The organism is Streptomyces sp. NPDC002911, from assembly GCF_053591835.1.
This window is the reverse complement of the sequence record NZ_JBSFUO010000008.1, coordinates 57,778-73,607: the sequence shown is the minus strand read 5'-3', so window position 1 is coordinate 73,607 and position 15,830 is coordinate 57,778. Positions and strand designations below refer to the sequence as shown.

Here is a 15,830-nt window from a genome sequence, read left to right as displayed (position 1 = left end):
ACCCGAGGACCACCCTCCAGCACGTCGTGGACACCGCCACGGCGCTGGCCGGGGCGCGCTACGGCACCCTGGCCCTCCAGCCCCGAGGACCGCGACCGCATCGCCCGCGACCTGCACGACCTCGTCGTACAGCGGCTGTTCGCGACGGCGATGATGCTGGAATCGACCCGCCGCAGGGGCCTGGCGGGTGACACCGCAACCGCCGAACTGCTCGGCCAGGCGGTCGACGAGCTGGACTCCACCATCCAGGAGGACAGGACCGCGATCTTCGCCCTGCAGCAGCCGCCCGCCGACGCCCCCACGACGTTCCGCGGCCGGGTCCTGCGCGAGACGGGCGGCGCGGCGGCGGCGCTCGGCTTCCAGCCGTCGGTGCAGTTCACCGGTGCGGTGGACGCCCTGGTGACGGACCCGGTGGACGGCGCGCTGCCCGACGTGCTGCGCGGCGCCCTGGCCGCCGTACGGCGGTGCGGCTGGGCGGCTGGGCGGTCGCGGACGACGGGCGCGCCGAGGACGGCGCCCGGTCGCCGACGGTCATCTGGCAGGCGCCGCTCTGAGCGCGATGCGGGTGTTGGAGTGGGCGACGCCCGCGTCCTTCTTCAGCCGGCGCAGCAGCGCGTCCAGGGAGCCGGGGTCGGCCGCCGTGGCGCGTACGAGGTAGTCATGGCTGCCCGTCACATGCACCACCTCGGTGATGCCCGGCAGGGTGAGCACCGAGCGTTCGAACTCCTCGTTCGTCGTGTCGAGACGCAGCGACACATCGATGAAGACGACGAGGCCCGACCGGGTGTCGGCGGCCGGGTCGACGATGACCGTGAAGCCGCGGATCACCCCGTCGCGGCGCATGCGGCGTACACGGTCACCCGCCGCGTTGGCGCTGAGCCCCACGCGTACGCCCAGATCGCGGTACGAGATCCGGGCGTCCTCCTGGAGGATGCCCAGGATCTCTCTGTCCAGCCGGTCCATACCGGCGATTGTCGCAGCCCGGGGCCGGAAAGGGCGGGCGAGCGGCGTCTCCAGGGGCCCTGGAGACGCCCCTGCCCAAGGGGCGTCTACCGCGCGAGGGCCTCACCCGGATGGCTCAGCCCGCCGTGCCCGGACCGGCCGGGCTCGGCACCGCGAGCGGCAGGGTCCCAGCCCGGGTGTCGCACGTGACACCGCAGGCCGAGGTGGGCAGCGTGACCGGCATCGTCGGCGCCATGGGCGGCCTCGTACCGCCACTGGTGAGGGGCCCGACCCACAGCGCGAGGGAGTCGTACCGGATCGGCTTCACGCCGCTCTCCGACCTGGCGCCGACGGGGTCTGTGTACGCGTACGGCCGGATGCGGAACGTCCTGCGCGACGGCTGACCGTCCGCCGGGTGGGGCCCTGGGGGCAGGGCCTGTCACGGCACTAGGGTTCATCGGGTGACCTCTCTTCTGCCCGCGCTGAGCGGAGCGTCGCGCCGGACGGACTCCCCGGAGGCCGTCCGGTTCGGCGAACACGTGCTGACCTATGCCCAGTTGGACGAGGCATCCGCCTCCCTCGCCGCCCGGATCGCGGGGGCGGGACGTGTCGCCGTCTGGGCGACGTCCACCCCCGAGACGGTGGTCGCCGTCGTCGCGGCACTGCGGGCGGGGGTGCCCGCCGTACCGCTCAACCCGAAGACCGGCGGGCGTGAACTCGCGCACATCGTCGCCGACAGCGAGCCCTCGATGGTGCTGGCCGGGGCGCAGGACACGCTTCCGCCCGCCCTCGACGGCCTGGAGCGGCTGGACGTCCACACCGGCACCACCGGCCGGCCCCCGGAGACGGACTTCCCCGAGCCCTCCGACCGGTCCCCCGCCCTCGTCGTCTACACCTCCGGCACGACGGGCCCGCCCAAGGGTGCGGTTCTCCCCCGCCGGGCGATCGCCGCGTCGCTGGACGCGCTGGAGGACGCCTGGCAGTGGACCGGTGCGGACGTTCTCGTACACGCCCTGCCGCTGTTCCATGTGCACGGGCTGATCCTGGGCATCCTGGGCCCGCTGCGCCGGGGCGGTTCCGTGCGTCACCTCGGCCGGTTCTCCCCACAGGGCGTGGCCCGGGAACTGCTCTCCGGGGCCACCATGCTCTTCGGGGTGCCCACGATGTACCACCGGCTGGCCGGCGCGCTGGCCGGTCCGGCCGCCTCCGACAGCCTCACCGAGGCGCTGGCGGGCGCCCGGCTGCTGGTCTCCGGCTCGGCGGCGCTGCCGGTCCATGACCACGAGCGGATCGCCGCGGCCACCGGCCGCCGGGTCATCGAGCGGTACGGGATGACGGAGACCCTGATGAACACCGGCGTACGGGCCGACGGCGTTCCGCGCGCCGGGACGGTCGGCCCGCCGCTGTCGGGCGTGGAGCTCAGGCTCGTCGAGGAGGACGGCACCGTGCTCCAGGACAACGCGTCGATCGGCGAGATCCAGGTGCGTGGAGCGAACCTCTTCACCGGCTACCTGAACCGGCCGGACGCCACGGCCGCCGCCTTCACCGAGGACGGCTTCTTCCGTACGGGCGACATGGCCACCATCGACCCCGACGGCTATGTGCGTATCGTCGGGCGCAAGGCCACCGACCTCATCAAGAGCGGCGGCTACAAGATCGGCGCGGGCGAGATCGAGAACGCCCTGCTGGACCATCCGGCCGTGCGCGAGGCGGCCGTCACCGGCGAGCCCGACGCGGACCTCGGCGAACGGATCGTCGCCTGGGTGGTGCCGGCCGACCCCGGATCGCCGCCCGGCGAGAGGGAGTTGGCGGACCATGTGGCGGACCTCCTGGCACCGCACAAGCGCCCGCGGGTCGTCCGTTACCTCGACGCGCTGCCCCGCAACGAGCTGGGCAAGATCATGAAGAGGTCGCTCGGTGTCTGACATCCGGCGCGACCGCATGTCGGCGCGGGAGGCGATCGCCGCCGTCACCACGAGCTTCACCGAACACCGTCCGGCCGCGCGCCCCGTCCTCCCGGACGGCCCGCTCGGCTGGAGCGGTTACGCGGAATCCAGGGCGCGCGCCTCGGAGAGGACCGGCGAGGAGGAGTCCGTCGTGTACGGGGCCGCCGTCGTCGGCGACAGCGAGTGCGTCCTGGTCGCCTTCGAATTCGGCTTCCTGGGCGGCTCTCTGGGCGGACACACCGGGGACCGCCTGGAAGCCGCCTACGCGCTGGCGGGAGAGCGCCGGCTGCCGCTCGTCTCCCTCGTCGCCACCGGGGGCAGCCGGATGCAGGAGGGCATGATCGCGCTGATACAGCTCCAGCGGGTGGCCCGCGCGTCCGCACGGCTGAGGGCCGCGGGGCAGGCACAGATCTCGGTCCTGCGGGATCCGGCGGCCGGGGGCGGCTGGGCCACCGTGGGGGCGGGCGCCGACGTGGTGCTGGCGCTCCCCGGGGCGCAGATCGGGTTCGCGGGTTCCCGGGTGCGGCCCGCCGACGCGGATCCGTACGCGTACACGGCCGAAGGACAGCTGGCGGCCGGCCAGATCGACGCGGTCCTCACGCCGGACGAACTGCCCGGCGCGCTGGGCCGCTGGCTGACGGCGCTGACGGTCACGGGCCCGGCACAGTCCGCCCCGGTGCCGGGCGCGCTGTCGGACACGGGGCTGCCGGCGACGGGCTGGGACGCCGTGGAGCAGGCCCGGGCGGCGGCGCGGCCACGCGCCGAGGCCTATCTGGACGCGTACTTCGAGCACCGGCTGCCGCTGAACGGCGACCGCTGCGGCGGCAGGGACCCGGGGCTGCTCTGCGGAGTGGGCCTGCACGCCGGGCGGCCCGTGGCGTACGCCGCCCAGTGCGGCACCGCGACCCGCCCGGCGGGCTACCGCACGGCGGCCCGGGTGATCCGGCTCGCGGACCGGCTCGGCCTCCCCGTGCTCACCCTGATCGACACCCCCGGCGCGGCCAACGACGCGGCGGCGGAACGGGCGGGCGCGGGCGCCGCCATCGCCGACGCCTTCGCGGCGGTCGCCTCCGCCCGGGTCCCCGTGACGACGCTCGTGATCGGCGAGGGCGGCTCCGGCGGTGCGCTGGCGCTGGCCGCACCGGACAACACCCATGTCACAGCGGACAGTTACTTCTCGGTGATCGCGCCGGAACTGGCGGCGGCCATCCTGAAGCGCGGTCCGGACGAGGTACGGTCCACCGCCGACCAGCTCCGGCTGCGCCCCCAGGACCTGGTGGAGCTGGGAGTGGCGCGCTCGGTCGTCGGCCCCGCCGGGCCGTCGGCGCCGACGCGCTGAGACGCGCTCGGCGCGCCGCTCGGGCGGGGATTGGCTAGCGTGACGAGAGGACCATCCGAAGAGTGGAGAAAGGTCGGAGTCATGGCCACAGAATCCGAGGGCACTCCGTGCTGGGCCGACGGTACGTTCGGCGACCTCGAGGGGGCGAAGCGCTTCTACGGTGAGCTCCTGGGCTGGACGTACGACGAATCGATGCCGGAGTACGGCAACTACACGCAGGCTCATGTGAACGGCAAGGCGGTCGCCGCGCTGTCGCCTCCCATGCCCGGCCAGGAGGCTCCGGCCGTCTGGCGTCTCTACCTCGCGTCGCCGGACGCAGCCGCCACCACCGCGAAGGTCCGCGAGCACGGGGGCGAGGTGCTGGTGGAGCCGATGCGGGTCGGTGACTTCGGGACGATGGTGCTGGCCGCCGACCCCGGCGGGACGCCTTTCGGGGTGTGGCAGGCGGGCAGCCACAAGGGGTTCCAGGCACAGGCGGTGCCCGGCGCTTACACCTGGGCCGAGGTCTGCACCCGGGAGCCGGCGAAGGCGGACGCCTTCTTCGCAGCCGTCTTCGGGTACGGGGTGAAGCACCTGGACGACGACGCGATCGACTTCTCGCTCTATGACCTGGGCGCGGACCCGGTGCTCGGCCGGATGAAGATGGGGGAGGAGGTCCCCGCCGAGGTACCGGCCCATCTGGACGTGTACTTCACCGTCGGGGACTGCGACGCGGCGGTGGAGAAGGCGAAGTCGCTGGGGGCGGAACTGCGGTTCGGCCCGATGACCATTCCGTTCGGCCGGTTCGCGTCCCTGACGGACCCGCAGGGCGCGGTGTTCTCTCTGATCGACCCCACGACGACCGGGGGCGACATGCCGAGCGTCACGGACGCCTCCTGACGGGTCCCGGACCCCGTCCTCCCCGCTAGGGCTGCGGATCGTGCGCGTCGTACCGGGCGAAGCCGCGCCGGCGCAGGCCCAGCAGGCACACCGACAGCACGCAGACGAGGCCTCCGCCGGTCACCGCCACGGCCGGGGACGTCAGGTCGGCGACCGAGCCGGCCACGAGATCGCCGAGCCGTGGGCCGCCCGCCACGACGACGATGAACACGCCCTGCAGCCGGCCGCGCATGTCGTCCGGTACCGCCGCCTGGAGCATGGTGTTGCGGAAGACCATCGAGATGGAGTCCGCGCACCCGGCGATCGCGAGCAGGATCAGCCCGAGCCAGAGCTGCCGGGTGAGCCCGAACACGGCGATGGCCCCGCCCCAGCAGGCGACGGCGATCAGCACCGCGAGTCCCTGCCGCCGGACGCGGGCCAGCCATCCGGAGAACACGCTGCCGAGCAGGGACCCCAGCGCCGGGGCGGCGACCAGCAGTCCGGTGGTTCCGGCGTCGCCGCCGAACCAGACCACGGCGACCACGGGGAACAGGGCGCGCGGGTGGGCCAGCACCATGGCGCACAGGTCGGTGAAGAAAGTCATCCGCAGGTTGGGCCGGGTGCCGAGGAAACGCAGCCCGTCCAGGACGGACGCCCGCTCGGCACCCTTCGCCCCCTCCGCCCGGTCGGGCAGCATCGAGGGCAGGCGCCACATCGCGTACAGCGAGGCGGTGAAGGTGATGGCGTCGACGGTGTACGCCGCCCGGTAGCCCCACCAGCCGACGATGAGGCCACCGAGCATCGGCCCGACCAGCCCTCCGGTGGTGGACGTCATGGCGTTGAGCGCGTTCGCGGCGGGCAGTTGTCCGGCCGGGAGCAGCCGGGCGATCATCGAGGTGCGGGCCGGGGAGTTGAGCGCGAAGCACACGGCCTGGAGGGCGACGACCGCGTAGAGCAGCCCCACGTGCTCGACTCCGGCGAAGGTCACCACGGCCAGCACGACGGACAGCAGGAACGACCCGGCCGCACTGAAGAGCCCCAGCTTGCGCCGGTCGAGGGTGTCGGCGACGGCCCCGCTGTACAGCCCGAGGAGCACCAGCGGCACGAGCGAACAGAGACCGATCAGCCCGACGGAGAACGCGGACCCGGTGATGTCGTAGACCTGGAGGGAGACGGCCAGCGCCGTCATGCCCTGCCCGATCCAGGAAACGGTGTTCCCGAACCAGAGCCGCCGGTAGTCCGGGGAGGAGCGCAGCGGGGTCAGGTCGGCGAGTATGCGTGTGCGGCGTACACCTTGTTTGGCTGTTTCGGTCACACGGGATGATAACGACCCCGCCCCGCCTGGCATGACCACGCCTTGGGCCTGGCCGGGCCCGTACCGAAGGGCGGTGGCCGCCGCGGCCCGGCCACCGCAACGTTTGCGCCACACGATGCGAACGTGACGCAATCACACGTTGCCGCCTCGTTCCGCGACGCGCAGCCTGGAGCACGGGAGCGCTCCCATGCCCTACCGCGGCCTGGCCTCGCCTGTTTTCCATGGAACCGCGCCACCGCGTGCAAGTACCGCCGTGCAAGCGTCCTCTTCCCTGGAGCCGATATGCCGAGACGCCGCTGGGCCGGGCCCCTTCTGCTGGCCCTCCTGTTCACCGCGCCCCTGTCGTTACCCGCCACCGCAGCGGACACCGAGCCGCCCCGGGCGGAAGCGGTGGAGGACACCTCACTCGTGCCGCTGCCTTCGCTCAGCGCGACCACCACCCAGGTCGCCTCCGGGCTGAGACGGCCCACCGCGATCGCCGCCGCCGACGACGGCACGGACCGGCTGTTCATCACCCAGAAGTCCGGCACCGTCCGCGTCTATCATCCGGACACCGGCCTGGCCCCGGCCCCGATCGTCGACATCACCTCGGCCGTTGACGAATCGGGCAACGAGCGCGGCCTGCTCGGCATCGCCCTCCCGCCCGACTTCGCCGAGAGCCAGGACCTGTACCTGGCGTACACCGCGCTGCCCGACGGCGCGGTCACTCTCGCCCGCTACCGGCTCGACGAGTCCCGCCTGGAGGTCCTGCTCTCGCAGGAGCACGCCGAGTACAGCAATCACAACGGCGGCCAGCTCGCGTTCGGCCCGGACGGCCATCTGTACTGGAGCATCGGCGACGGTGGCGGCTCCGCGGACCCCTTCCGCTCCGCGCAGCGACTGGACACCCTGCTCGGCAAGATCATGCGCATCGACGTAACCCGAAGCTGCGGAGAGCTCGCCTACTGCGTTCCCGGCGACAACCCCTTCGTGGGCTCCCCCGGCGCCCGCGAGGAGATCTGGCTGTACGGGCTGCGCAACCCGTGGCGCTTCTCCTTCGACAGCGCCGACGGCTCGATGTGGATCGGCGACGTGGGGCAGGGCCGTTGGGAGGAGGTCGACCACCTCGCCCCCGGGCAGGGAGGGATGAACCTCGGCTGGTCCTGCTACGAGGGCATGGAGAAGTTCGACGGCGGCGACTGCGTGCCCGGCGAGACGTACACCGAACCGGTCTTCACGTACTCCCCGTACACCGGCGGCTGCTCGGTCATCGGCGGGCACGTCTACCGGGGCCGGAAATACGCCGACCTGGTCGGCGGCACGTACATCGCGACCGACTACTGCTCGTCCACGGTCTGGGCGCTGCGCCCTGACGGCGAGGGCGGCTACGAGCAGGCCGAGATCGGGGAGATGCCCACCCAGGTGACGTCGATCGGAGCGACCGCCGACGGGGAGTTCTACGTGGTCAACGATCTGCCTGGTGGCCTGCACCGCGTGTCGTTCGCGCGGGAGGAGCCCACGTGCCGGGTGGACCGCACCGTGAAGGCCTGGGGTACGGGCACGACGGTCGACCTCACCGTCACCAACACGGGCAGCACCCCCGTGAACGGCTGGACGCTCGAATTCCCGCTGCCCCTCGGGCAGACCGTCGTCTCCGACTGGAACACGGACCTGACCCAGGGAAGCAACACGATCAAAGCGGTCGACGCCTCGCACAACGCCATGATCGCTCCGGGCGCCAGCATCACCCTCGGCTATCTCGCCGACCACACCGGTGACGCGTCGTCGCCTCCGCGTTTCATGCTCAACGGGGACGCCTGCGCCGTCGGCTGAGGGCGCAGCGGCGCCCCTGCCCGTCGGTCAGGCTGCCGAAGGGGCGCCGAGCATCGCGGAAGCCTGTTGCACCGGGTTGAGCACGCGCACCGGTGCGGCGGCCGAGGGAAGGCCGCGGCAGGTGAAGCCGAGCTGGCTCATGGCCCGCTGGACTTCGCCGGCGCTGAAGTCGCGACGGTCCTGACCTGTCAGGACCTGTCCGACCTGCTTGACGGGGTAGGTGCGGCGGCCGATGATCACGGACTCGCCGCGGACCTGCTCGGGCTTGACACCCTTCATCGACTCCAGGACGCCGCTCCTGGTGAGGTCGAACGGGAAGCGGGCGATGACACAGCGCATGATGCCTCACAAGGAGAAGTCCGAAGGGGTCCTGCCGCGGTTGCGGCAGTTTCAGCGGGCAAGGGCGAGTACGCCCGGAGCGCTGCCGTGTTCGCCGACCACGGGCAGGGCATCGAGGCGGCTGTGAGGCGTCGCGCACTGGGCTTCGGCCATGCTGGTCACGGGCGAGGTCAACGCTCCTCGGTCACCGAGGATGTCGCGCAGCTGGACCCGGTCCGTGTACGCGGAGCTGCAACGGGCTGCGGTGAGCTGGGCCTGGGTGACCAGGCCGGTGCACAGGCCGTCGTTGTCGCAGACGAGCAGGTGCCCGGTGCGGGCGCTGAACATGACGGACAGGGCGACCTCGACGGTCATGTCCTCGCAGACCTGAGGTCCGCCGGTGTCCGTGGCATCGGCCACCGTCCTGTGTACGGGGGTGGCATGTGCCGAGCGGGGCTGCATCTGAACCAGCGTCAAAAGGTGCCTCCTGCAGTGGTGGGTCAGCTTCCTGATCACGAAGTTCCTAGGCCGCCGCGTCGAAGGAGGACTGATGCGCGGTCACGCGCCGGGCCGCCGAAGCGGGGCTGCGCCGGCCACGTGAGGACGCACTGCGCTTGCGTCGCTCGGCTGCCGGCGCGGTGATCGTCACAGGGACACCCGAGGGGGTCCGGGCACCGGTGATCCGGCTGAGTGCCTCCTCGCCGGAGCGGACTTGGGTGGTCCGGGGCACGATGCCGGCGGCGGTCATGAGGCGGGTCATGTCGCGGCGCTGGTGGGGAGTGACGAGGGTGACGACACTGCCGGACTCGCCGGCCCGCGCGGTACGGCCGCCGCGGTGCAGGTAGTCCTTGTGATCGGTGGGCGGGTCGACGTTCACGACCAGGTCGAGGTTGTCGACGTGGATACCGCGAGCGGCGACATTCGTGGCCACGAGCACGGTGACGTGCCCGGTTTTGAACTGGGTCAGAGTCCGGGTGCGCTGCGGCTGTGACTTGCCGCCGTGCAGGCCGGCGGCCCGGACACCACTGTTCAACAGGTCCTGCGTCAATCGGTCGACGGCGTGCTTGGTGTCCAGGAACATGATCACCCGGCCCTCGCGTGCCGCGATCTGCGTCGTCGTGCGGTGCTTGTCAGCGCCGTGGACGTGCAGTACGTGGTGCTCCATCGTGGTGACGGCACCGGCGGAGGGGTCGACGGAGTGGACGACCGGGTCGGTGAGGTAGCGGCGGACCAGGCGGTCGACGTTACGGTCGAGAGTGGCGGAGAACAGCATCCGCTGGCCCTCGGGGCGGACCTGGTCCAGGAGCGCGGTGACCTGGGGCATGAATCCCATGTCGGCCATCTGATCGGCCTCGTCCAGCACGGTGATCGCGACCTGGTTTAGGCGACACTCACCTCGGTCGATGAGGTCCTTGAGCCGGCCCGGGGTCGCGACGACGACCTCGGCACCACCCCGCAGCGCGTTGGCCTGCCTGCCGATCGACATCCCGCCGACGACGGTGGCCAGGCGCAGCTTCACCGAGCGGGCATAGGGGGTGAGCGCGTCGGTCACCTGCTGGGCCAGCTCACGCGTCGGTACGAGGACCAGCGCAAGCGGCTGGCGGGGCTCGGCGCGCTGTCCGGCGGTGCGGGCCAGCAGGGCCAGGCCGAAGGCGAGGGTCTTGCCGGAGCCGGTGCGCCCGCGTCCCAGGGCATCGCGTCCCGCAAGGGTGTTGGGCAGGGTCGCACCCTGGATCGGGAACGGGACGCTCACACCTTGCGCGGTCAGCGCGGCCAGCAGCTGCGCGGGCATCTCGAGGTCGGCGAACGCCTCGACCGCGGGCAGCGCGGGAGTGATCGTCTTCGGCAGGGCGAACTCGCCCTGAACCACTGCGGGCCGCCGACCGTGGCCGCTCGAACGGCCCGGACCGCCGGAACGGCTCGGGGCAGGCGAGCCGAAGCGGGCGCCTCGCCTCGGACCGGCGCCGGACCCGAGATCGGGGTTCTCGGTCCGGCGAGGGCTGGAGGAACGGCCGTTCGTACGTGTGGGGTTCATCGAGAACCTTCCTTGATACGGCACGCATCAAGGAATTCCCGCAGCAGAAAGGACAGCGCGGGGAATCACAAGAACGAACCGAATGGAATGAGAAAACGGATGTGACTTACAGTGGATCCGGTGCGGAATGCAAGCCATGAAATAGATGGCGTCACGCGGACGTAAATCCCGGACGTCGACCGGTACAGCCCCGAAAAAAGGCACACGCCCCCGAGGACGGTGCTACGGGGCGGCGCTACGGGGCGGTGCTACCCCACAGGTGACACCACTGTGGGAAATGTCCGTAGCTGGGGCCCACACCCCGAGGGATGCGGGCCCCAGCTACGAAGTACGCGTCAGCGTCAGGCGAGAACGATGTTCTCTGCCGTCGGGCCCTTCTGGCCCGCCGCGATGTCGAAGGTGACCTTCTGGCCTTCGAGCAGCTCACGGAAGCCCTGGGCAGCGATGTTCGAGAAGTGGGCGAACACGTCCTCACCCCCGCCGTCCTGCTCGATGAAACCGAAACCCTTGGCCGCGTTGAACCACTTCACAGTGCCTGATGCCACGTCACATCTCCTTTGGGGCAGTACGCCGGAAGCCGCGATGCACAGCTACCGGGTCGCCGCGATGATGCCCCGTCCGGAAAATACCGGCAATCCATAAAAGCTTCCAGCGGCCGGTGAATTCCGGCGAAGGAGCTTGAAGTTTTGGGAACCACAACTGCAACTGAGATCGACAGTAGCATGAGGTAACGACCCGTGCGCGGTAAATAACCTCGCACCGCTGGGTGCCATAAAAACGCTCCCAGCGCTGCGCGCCAAACCCTCATCTCGCGGTCATAGATATTGCCTCACCCGGAGCGGAGCGTTTCAAAAAAAGCGGTCGCTCTTTCCGACTCGGACGGCGCACCTATTGCGTTGGCACCGTCCCGCGCTGCGTCGGCCCCATCGGCCTGGAGCCGCTCGGGACACAGATGTGGGACGCGGTCAGCAGGTGGCCAGGAGGATGGCGGTGTGATGCGCGGTGAAGACTGCCACAGTCAGCGCGTGAAACACCTCGTGGAAGGCGAACGAGCGGGGCGAGGGGCCAGGGGTGCTTCAGTGCGTGGACGATGCGTCGCCCACGCTGCAGAGGAGACCGCCGAGGACGATCAAATTGAGGACGACCGCTCCGCCGGTGTGCACCAGGTCGGGCAGGTAGCACACCGGTGCCCACCCCGGCGCCAGGCAGCACGGGGTGGACCACCAGCGCGGGGCTCCGACCCGCAGGACCCGAAACGCGATACCGGCCGACGCGCCCACCCACACGATCCACAGCAGTACGGACCTCCGCTCCGGCAACAGGAGAAACACGGCCAGGGCGGTGCAGGGGCCGGCAATGATCAACTATGCAGCCGGCCCGAGCAGTGCACCTCCGCACACCCTGTCACTATGAGCGAGGACTTTGCGTCACACCCGACACGTAGGTGCGGGGCCCTCCGTACCCGGCGGGCCTACTGCCTCAGGCCACGACCGGCCCCGCCGCTTCGGCGGCGCGCCGGTATTCGGTGTGGATGCGCTGGGCTTCTTCGAGCTGGTCCTCGAGGATGACGATGCGGCAGGCGGCTTCGATGGGGGTGCCCTGGTCGACAAGTTCGCGGGCGCGTGCGGCGATGCGCAGCTGGTAGCGGGAGTAGCGTCGGTGGCCGCCCTCGGAGCGCAGCGGGGTGATCAGGCGGGCTTCGCCGATGGCACGGAGGAAGCCCTGGGTGGCGCCGATCATCTCGGCGGCCCGGCCCATGGTGTACGCGGGGTAGTCGTCGTCATCGAGACGCCCGAACGAGTCGTCTGCTGTCACTTGCACCTCTCTGTGGAACGCATGGAGGGGCCCTGGTGCTATGTGGCACCAGGGCCCCGAAGGAACTGCTACACCATCTGCCGACCCTATTACTGCGTCGGCCTTCTGTTTCCGCTGACCCGACCGAGATGCTGTCGGGGGTACGGGGATCGCGGTTGCTTGACCGGAGACCACCTCGCTATCGATGTCCTGCGGTACCCGGGCTCAGACTTCCGCCCGGGCGATCCTGATGGCGCCTGGCTCCTCCGTTCTTTCCCTCTGATCTTGCTGAACAGGAACTGCGTACTGCTGGTACCGCCTACTTCTGATACTGCGAACTGCTGGTGACCTCGAACAGCGCCACCCTCCGGCAGCCAGCCCCGTCGCCCGTCCTGCATCTGCCCTGGCTCAGAACCCCACTGCCGAACTTCCCGATACGCGCGCCCGCAGCCGACGCCTTTACCGAGGTGCTACTGGAAAACGCACTGCTGGTCCCGCGAACTGCACTTGCTGTACCACTCACGGCGGCCCCTGATCACTGCGGGCCGCCCGGTCCGGCCGTCAGCCCCGTCGCCTTCCTGCAACCGCTCCGGCTTCGAGACTCCACCACCGCACCGTCGTGCGAACTGCCTTTACCGCCTGTACTGCTGCCCGGCAGTTCATCTCTGCCGGGCCCTGCTCGATCTCGGCTACGAGAGAAACCATAACCACACCACCATCCAATGTCTACTCCCTCCGACATAGATTTTTGGTGGCCCAGGAGAGAGATGGCCGGCCCTGGTCGCACCAGAGGTGCGTGGCGCTCCTCTCGAGCCGAGGACACCCGCTCCGGACGGCGCCGATACGCGGACTCGATGCCGCGAACACCGCAGCTTCCCCATCCGACTACGCGGACCGTCGGCCGGACACGCATGGAGAGCGGACCCGCTCGGCCCTCGCCCTCGCACCGGGTCGCACCAGGGGGCACTGCGCCCCGCGGGCGAGGGCGGCGGCCTCGCCGCGCGAGCCGGCTTTCAGGTTCTCCAGGACGTTGCGGACGTGGACAGAACCGCGGACAGCTGCTCCGAGGTGTCTTCCGGTGGAACTTCGAGTACGGAAATCGCGGCACCAAGCACCTGCCGCGGGTCCGACCAATCACCAGCTTCCATGGCTGCCCACCCTGACGAGCGTGCCTCGTCACAGGAGGCACGTGTTCTCGTCGTGTCGGGACCCGAAAGCCATCCGGGCCCAGCCCTGCCGGCCCTACCGCGAACGACTGCCTACAGCTGGGCACCGATTCCGGTCAGCGCCCGGACCTCCATCTCCGCATGCTTGTCCGGATCTGCGGGGCGCCGGCTGAACACGGTGCCGAGGTATCCACACAGGAACGAGAGCGGAATCGACACGATGCCGGGATTCGTGAGCGGGAAGTAGTGGAAGTCGACGCTCTTGATGATCGACGTGGAGGTGCCCGAGACCGCCGGTGAGAAGACGATGAGCACCAGGCAGGACACCAGACCGCCGTAAATGCTCCACAGCGTCCCTGAGGTGTTGAAGCGTTTCCAGTACAGCGTGTAGAGCATCGTCGGCAGGTTGGCGGAGGCGGCGAGCGCCAGGGCCAGCGACACGAGGAAGGCGACGTTCTGACCGTCGGCCACGATGCCTCCGATGATGGCCAGGAAACCGATCACGATCGCTGTCAGTCGCGCCACCCGTATCTCGGAGCGGGGATCGGCCTTACCGCGCCGTATCACGTTGGCGTAGACGTCATGGGCGAACGAAGCCGAAGCGGCCAGGGTCAGACCGGCCACAACCGCCAGGATCGTCGCGAAGGCCACCGCCGAGACGACTCCCAGGAGCACAACTCCACCGATATGGAAGGCGAGCAGAGGCGCTGCGGAGTTCTCCCCGCCTGGGGCGTGAACAATCGCGTCGGAGCCGACCAGCGCGGTGGCACCGTAACCGACGACCAGGATGCTCAGGTAGAACGTGAACATCGACCAGGTGCACCACACCACCGACCTGCGTGCCTCCTTGGCATTTGGCACGGTGTAGAAGCGCATCAGCACATGCGGCAGGCTGGAGATTCCGAGGACCAACGACAGGGCCAGCGAGACGAGCTCGAGTTTGCTCGTCGCGTCCCGGCCGTACAAGCTGCCCGGTTCGAGCAGTCGCTCGCCCAACGGGCTGTTAGCCGTGGCCTGTTGCAGGAGCGCAGAGAAGCTGAATCCGAACTTGCCGATGATGAACACGCTGATGAAGGTGACGCACACCAGGAGCAGGCCGGCTTTGATGATCTGCACCCAGGTCGTGCCCTTCATCCCGCCCACCAGCACATAGAGGAGCATGACGACGCCCACGCCGCTGATGAGCAGCGCCCGCCCGCCCCTGGTGTGCACATCCAGCAGCAGGGCGATCAGTCCACCGGCGCCGGCCATCTGGGCGAGCATGTAGAAGAACGTGATCACCAGGGTGGCGTTGGCCGCCGCGGCCCGCACCGGGCGCTGCCTCATACGGAAGGCCATCACGTCACCCACGGTGAATCGCCCGGTGTTGCGTAGTCTCTCACCGATGAGCAGGAGGGCGACCAGCCAGGCGACGAGCCATCCGACGGAGTAGAGGAATCCGTCGTAACCATGGACGGCGATCGCTCCGGAAATCCCCAGGAAGGAAGCCGCGGAGAGGAAGTCGCCGGACATGGCGATGCCGTTCTGCGCACCGGTAAAGGCGCTGCCCGCGGTGTAGTAGTCGGATGCCGTCTGGTTTCTGTTGGTGACCTTGTAGACGATGAGCAGAGTGATGACGACAAATATCAGGAACACGCTCAGATTGAGCATGGGGCTACCGGTCGCACCGGCAGCGATCTGCCGTTTCATTCCTTGTCGACTCCTGCCAGTTCGCGGATCCTGTCCACTTCCGGATCAAGCTTCTTCCGCGCGAAGCGCCGGTACGCCAGGACGATCATGATCGTGGACACGAACTGCATCAGACCGAGGATGGTGCCTGTGTTGATTTCGCCTGCGACCTTGTGGCTCATGAAGTCGTGGGCATAGGCGGAAAGCAGAGCGAACGTCATGTACCAGCAGAGGAAGAGCGCGCTCATCGGGAAGACGAACAGCCGAAGCCGTCTGCGCAGCTGAATGAATTCCTCACTCTGCTGAATCGCGGGGTAGTTGGGCTCACCTTCATGACGGGGGTCGCTGCTCCCCCGTCCGGCAGGCCGCTCGGGCACTTCGACGGTGGGCGACCCTGCCGGTCTGGTCACGTTCTTCTTTCTGTGGATTCGGGCAGGAGGACGCATGGGTGCTCCTGCGGCGAGCGACGGGAAGGAGCAGGCCCGCAGCCCCCTGCGCGGTGGAGAGTGCGGTGAGACGCCACACACCGTCAACCGACACTCCACGACCCACGCGGTGAGTACCGAACCTTGCATGGGCATCCTGACGCACCCCTGGGAACCGTCCGACCATTCAATGCCCTCAGTGGTCGCAAACT

The 15,830-nt window shown here is 69.7% G+C and carries 13 protein-coding genes and 3 pseudogenes; 6 read left to right on the top strand and 10 right to left on the bottom strand.

The annotated features are described in order from the left end of the window. Nucleotides 1-84 precede the first annotated feature (84 nt). Nucleotides 85-554 (top strand): annotated as a pseudogene (locus ACWD04_RS14875) (histidine kinase); the annotation flags it as partial. Here the strand turns inward: ACWD04_RS14875 and ACWD04_RS14870 are convergent. After that, nucleotides 532-963, bottom strand: a complete 432-nt coding sequence (locus ACWD04_RS14870) for an Lrp/AsnC family transcriptional regulator (RefSeq protein ID WP_451131813.1) — start codon at nt 961-963, stop codon at nt 532-534. The pseudogene ACWD04_RS14875 and the gene ACWD04_RS14870 overlap by 23 nt on opposite strands. A 137-nt stretch (nt 964-1,100) precedes the next feature. Here ACWD04_RS14870 and ACWD04_RS14865 point away from each other — a divergent pair. From ACWD04_RS14865 to ACWD04_RS14850, 4 genes and pseudogenes are all read left to right on the top strand, one after another. Beyond that, nucleotides 1,101-1,346 (top strand): annotated as a pseudogene (locus ACWD04_RS14865) (MFS transporter); the annotation flags it as partial. Between the two features lie 57 nt (nt 1,347-1,403). Then, nucleotides 1,404-2,867 carry an acyl-CoA synthetase gene (locus ACWD04_RS14860; RefSeq protein WP_451131811.1) on the top strand — a complete coding sequence of 488 codons (1,464 nt, stop codon included), beginning with the start codon at nt 1,404-1,406 and terminating at the stop codon, nt 2,865-2,867. A gap of 16 nt (nt 2,868-2,883) precedes the next feature. Then, nucleotides 2,884-4,227, top strand: a complete 1,344-nt coding sequence (locus ACWD04_RS14855; protein ID WP_451132246.1) for a carboxyl transferase domain-containing protein — start codon at nt 2,884-2,886, stop codon at nt 4,225-4,227. A gap of 81 nt (nt 4,228-4,308) precedes the next feature. Beyond that, entirely contained in the window at nt 4,309-5,106 is a 798-nt protein-coding gene (locus tag ACWD04_RS14850; RefSeq protein WP_451131809.1) for a VOC family protein, read from the top strand. 25 nt (nt 5,107-5,131) lie between these two features. On the opposite strand, the gene ACWD04_RS14845 is transcribed toward ACWD04_RS14850, so the two are convergent. Next, complete coding sequence (locus ACWD04_RS14845) at nt 5,132-6,433, bottom strand: MFS transporter (protein ID WP_451131807.1); 1,302 nt, start codon at nt 6,431-6,433, stop codon at nt 5,132-5,134. A gap of 249 nt (nt 6,434-6,682) precedes the next feature. On the opposite strand from ACWD04_RS14845, the gene ACWD04_RS14840 reads away from it, so the two are divergent. Beyond that, a complete protein-coding gene (locus ACWD04_RS14840; RefSeq protein ID WP_451131805.1) occupies nt 6,683-8,212 on the top strand; it encodes a PQQ-dependent sugar dehydrogenase in 1,530 nt (509 codons plus the stop codon). A gap of 27 nt (nt 8,213-8,239) precedes the next feature. Here the strand turns inward: ACWD04_RS14840 and ACWD04_RS14835 are convergent, their stop codons facing one another. The 8 genes and pseudogenes from ACWD04_RS14835 to ACWD04_RS14800 form a co-directional block, all read right to left on the bottom strand. After that, the gene (locus ACWD04_RS14835; protein ID WP_451131803.1) at nt 8,240-8,551 is read right to left on the bottom strand and encodes an SCO5918 family protein; all 312 of its coding nucleotides are present in this window, start codon (nt 8,549-8,551) and stop codon (nt 8,240-8,242) included. 51 nt (nt 8,552-8,602) lie between these two features. Then, nucleotides 8,603-9,007 (bottom strand): CBS domain-containing protein, encoded by a 405-nt coding sequence (locus ACWD04_RS14830; RefSeq protein WP_451131801.1) that lies wholly within the window; start codon nt 9,005-9,007, stop codon nt 8,603-8,605. Between the two features lie 46 nt (nt 9,008-9,053). Then, nucleotides 9,054-10,565 (bottom strand): DEAD/DEAH box helicase, encoded by a 1,512-nt coding sequence (locus ACWD04_RS14825; protein WP_451131799.1) that lies wholly within the window; start codon nt 10,563-10,565, stop codon nt 9,054-9,056. A gap of 341 nt (nt 10,566-10,906) precedes the next feature. Then, nucleotides 10,907-11,110, bottom strand: coding sequence for a cold-shock protein (locus tag ACWD04_RS14820; protein WP_451131797.1), 204 nt, complete (start codon nt 11,108-11,110; stop codon nt 10,907-10,909). Between the two features lie 420 nt (nt 11,111-11,530). Then, nucleotides 11,531-11,929, bottom strand: a pseudogene (locus ACWD04_RS14815) (hemolysin III family protein); the annotation flags it as partial. A gap of 115 nt (nt 11,930-12,044) precedes the next feature. Beyond that, complete coding sequence (locus ACWD04_RS14810; RefSeq protein ID WP_451131795.1) at nt 12,045-12,380, bottom strand: MerR family transcriptional regulator; 336 nt, start codon at nt 12,378-12,380, stop codon at nt 12,045-12,047. Between the two features lie 1,238 nt (nt 12,381-13,618). Next, nucleotides 13,619-15,214 (bottom strand): solute symporter family protein, encoded by a 1,596-nt coding sequence (locus tag ACWD04_RS14805; RefSeq protein ID WP_451131793.1) that lies wholly within the window; start codon nt 15,212-15,214, stop codon nt 13,619-13,621. After that, nucleotides 15,211-15,603 (bottom strand): DUF485 domain-containing protein, encoded by a 393-nt coding sequence (locus ACWD04_RS14800; RefSeq protein ID WP_451131791.1) that lies wholly within the window; start codon nt 15,601-15,603, stop codon nt 15,211-15,213. Before ACWD04_RS14800 ends, ACWD04_RS14805 begins: the two co-directional genes overlap by 4 nt. Nucleotides 15,604-15,830 lie beyond the last annotated feature (227 nt).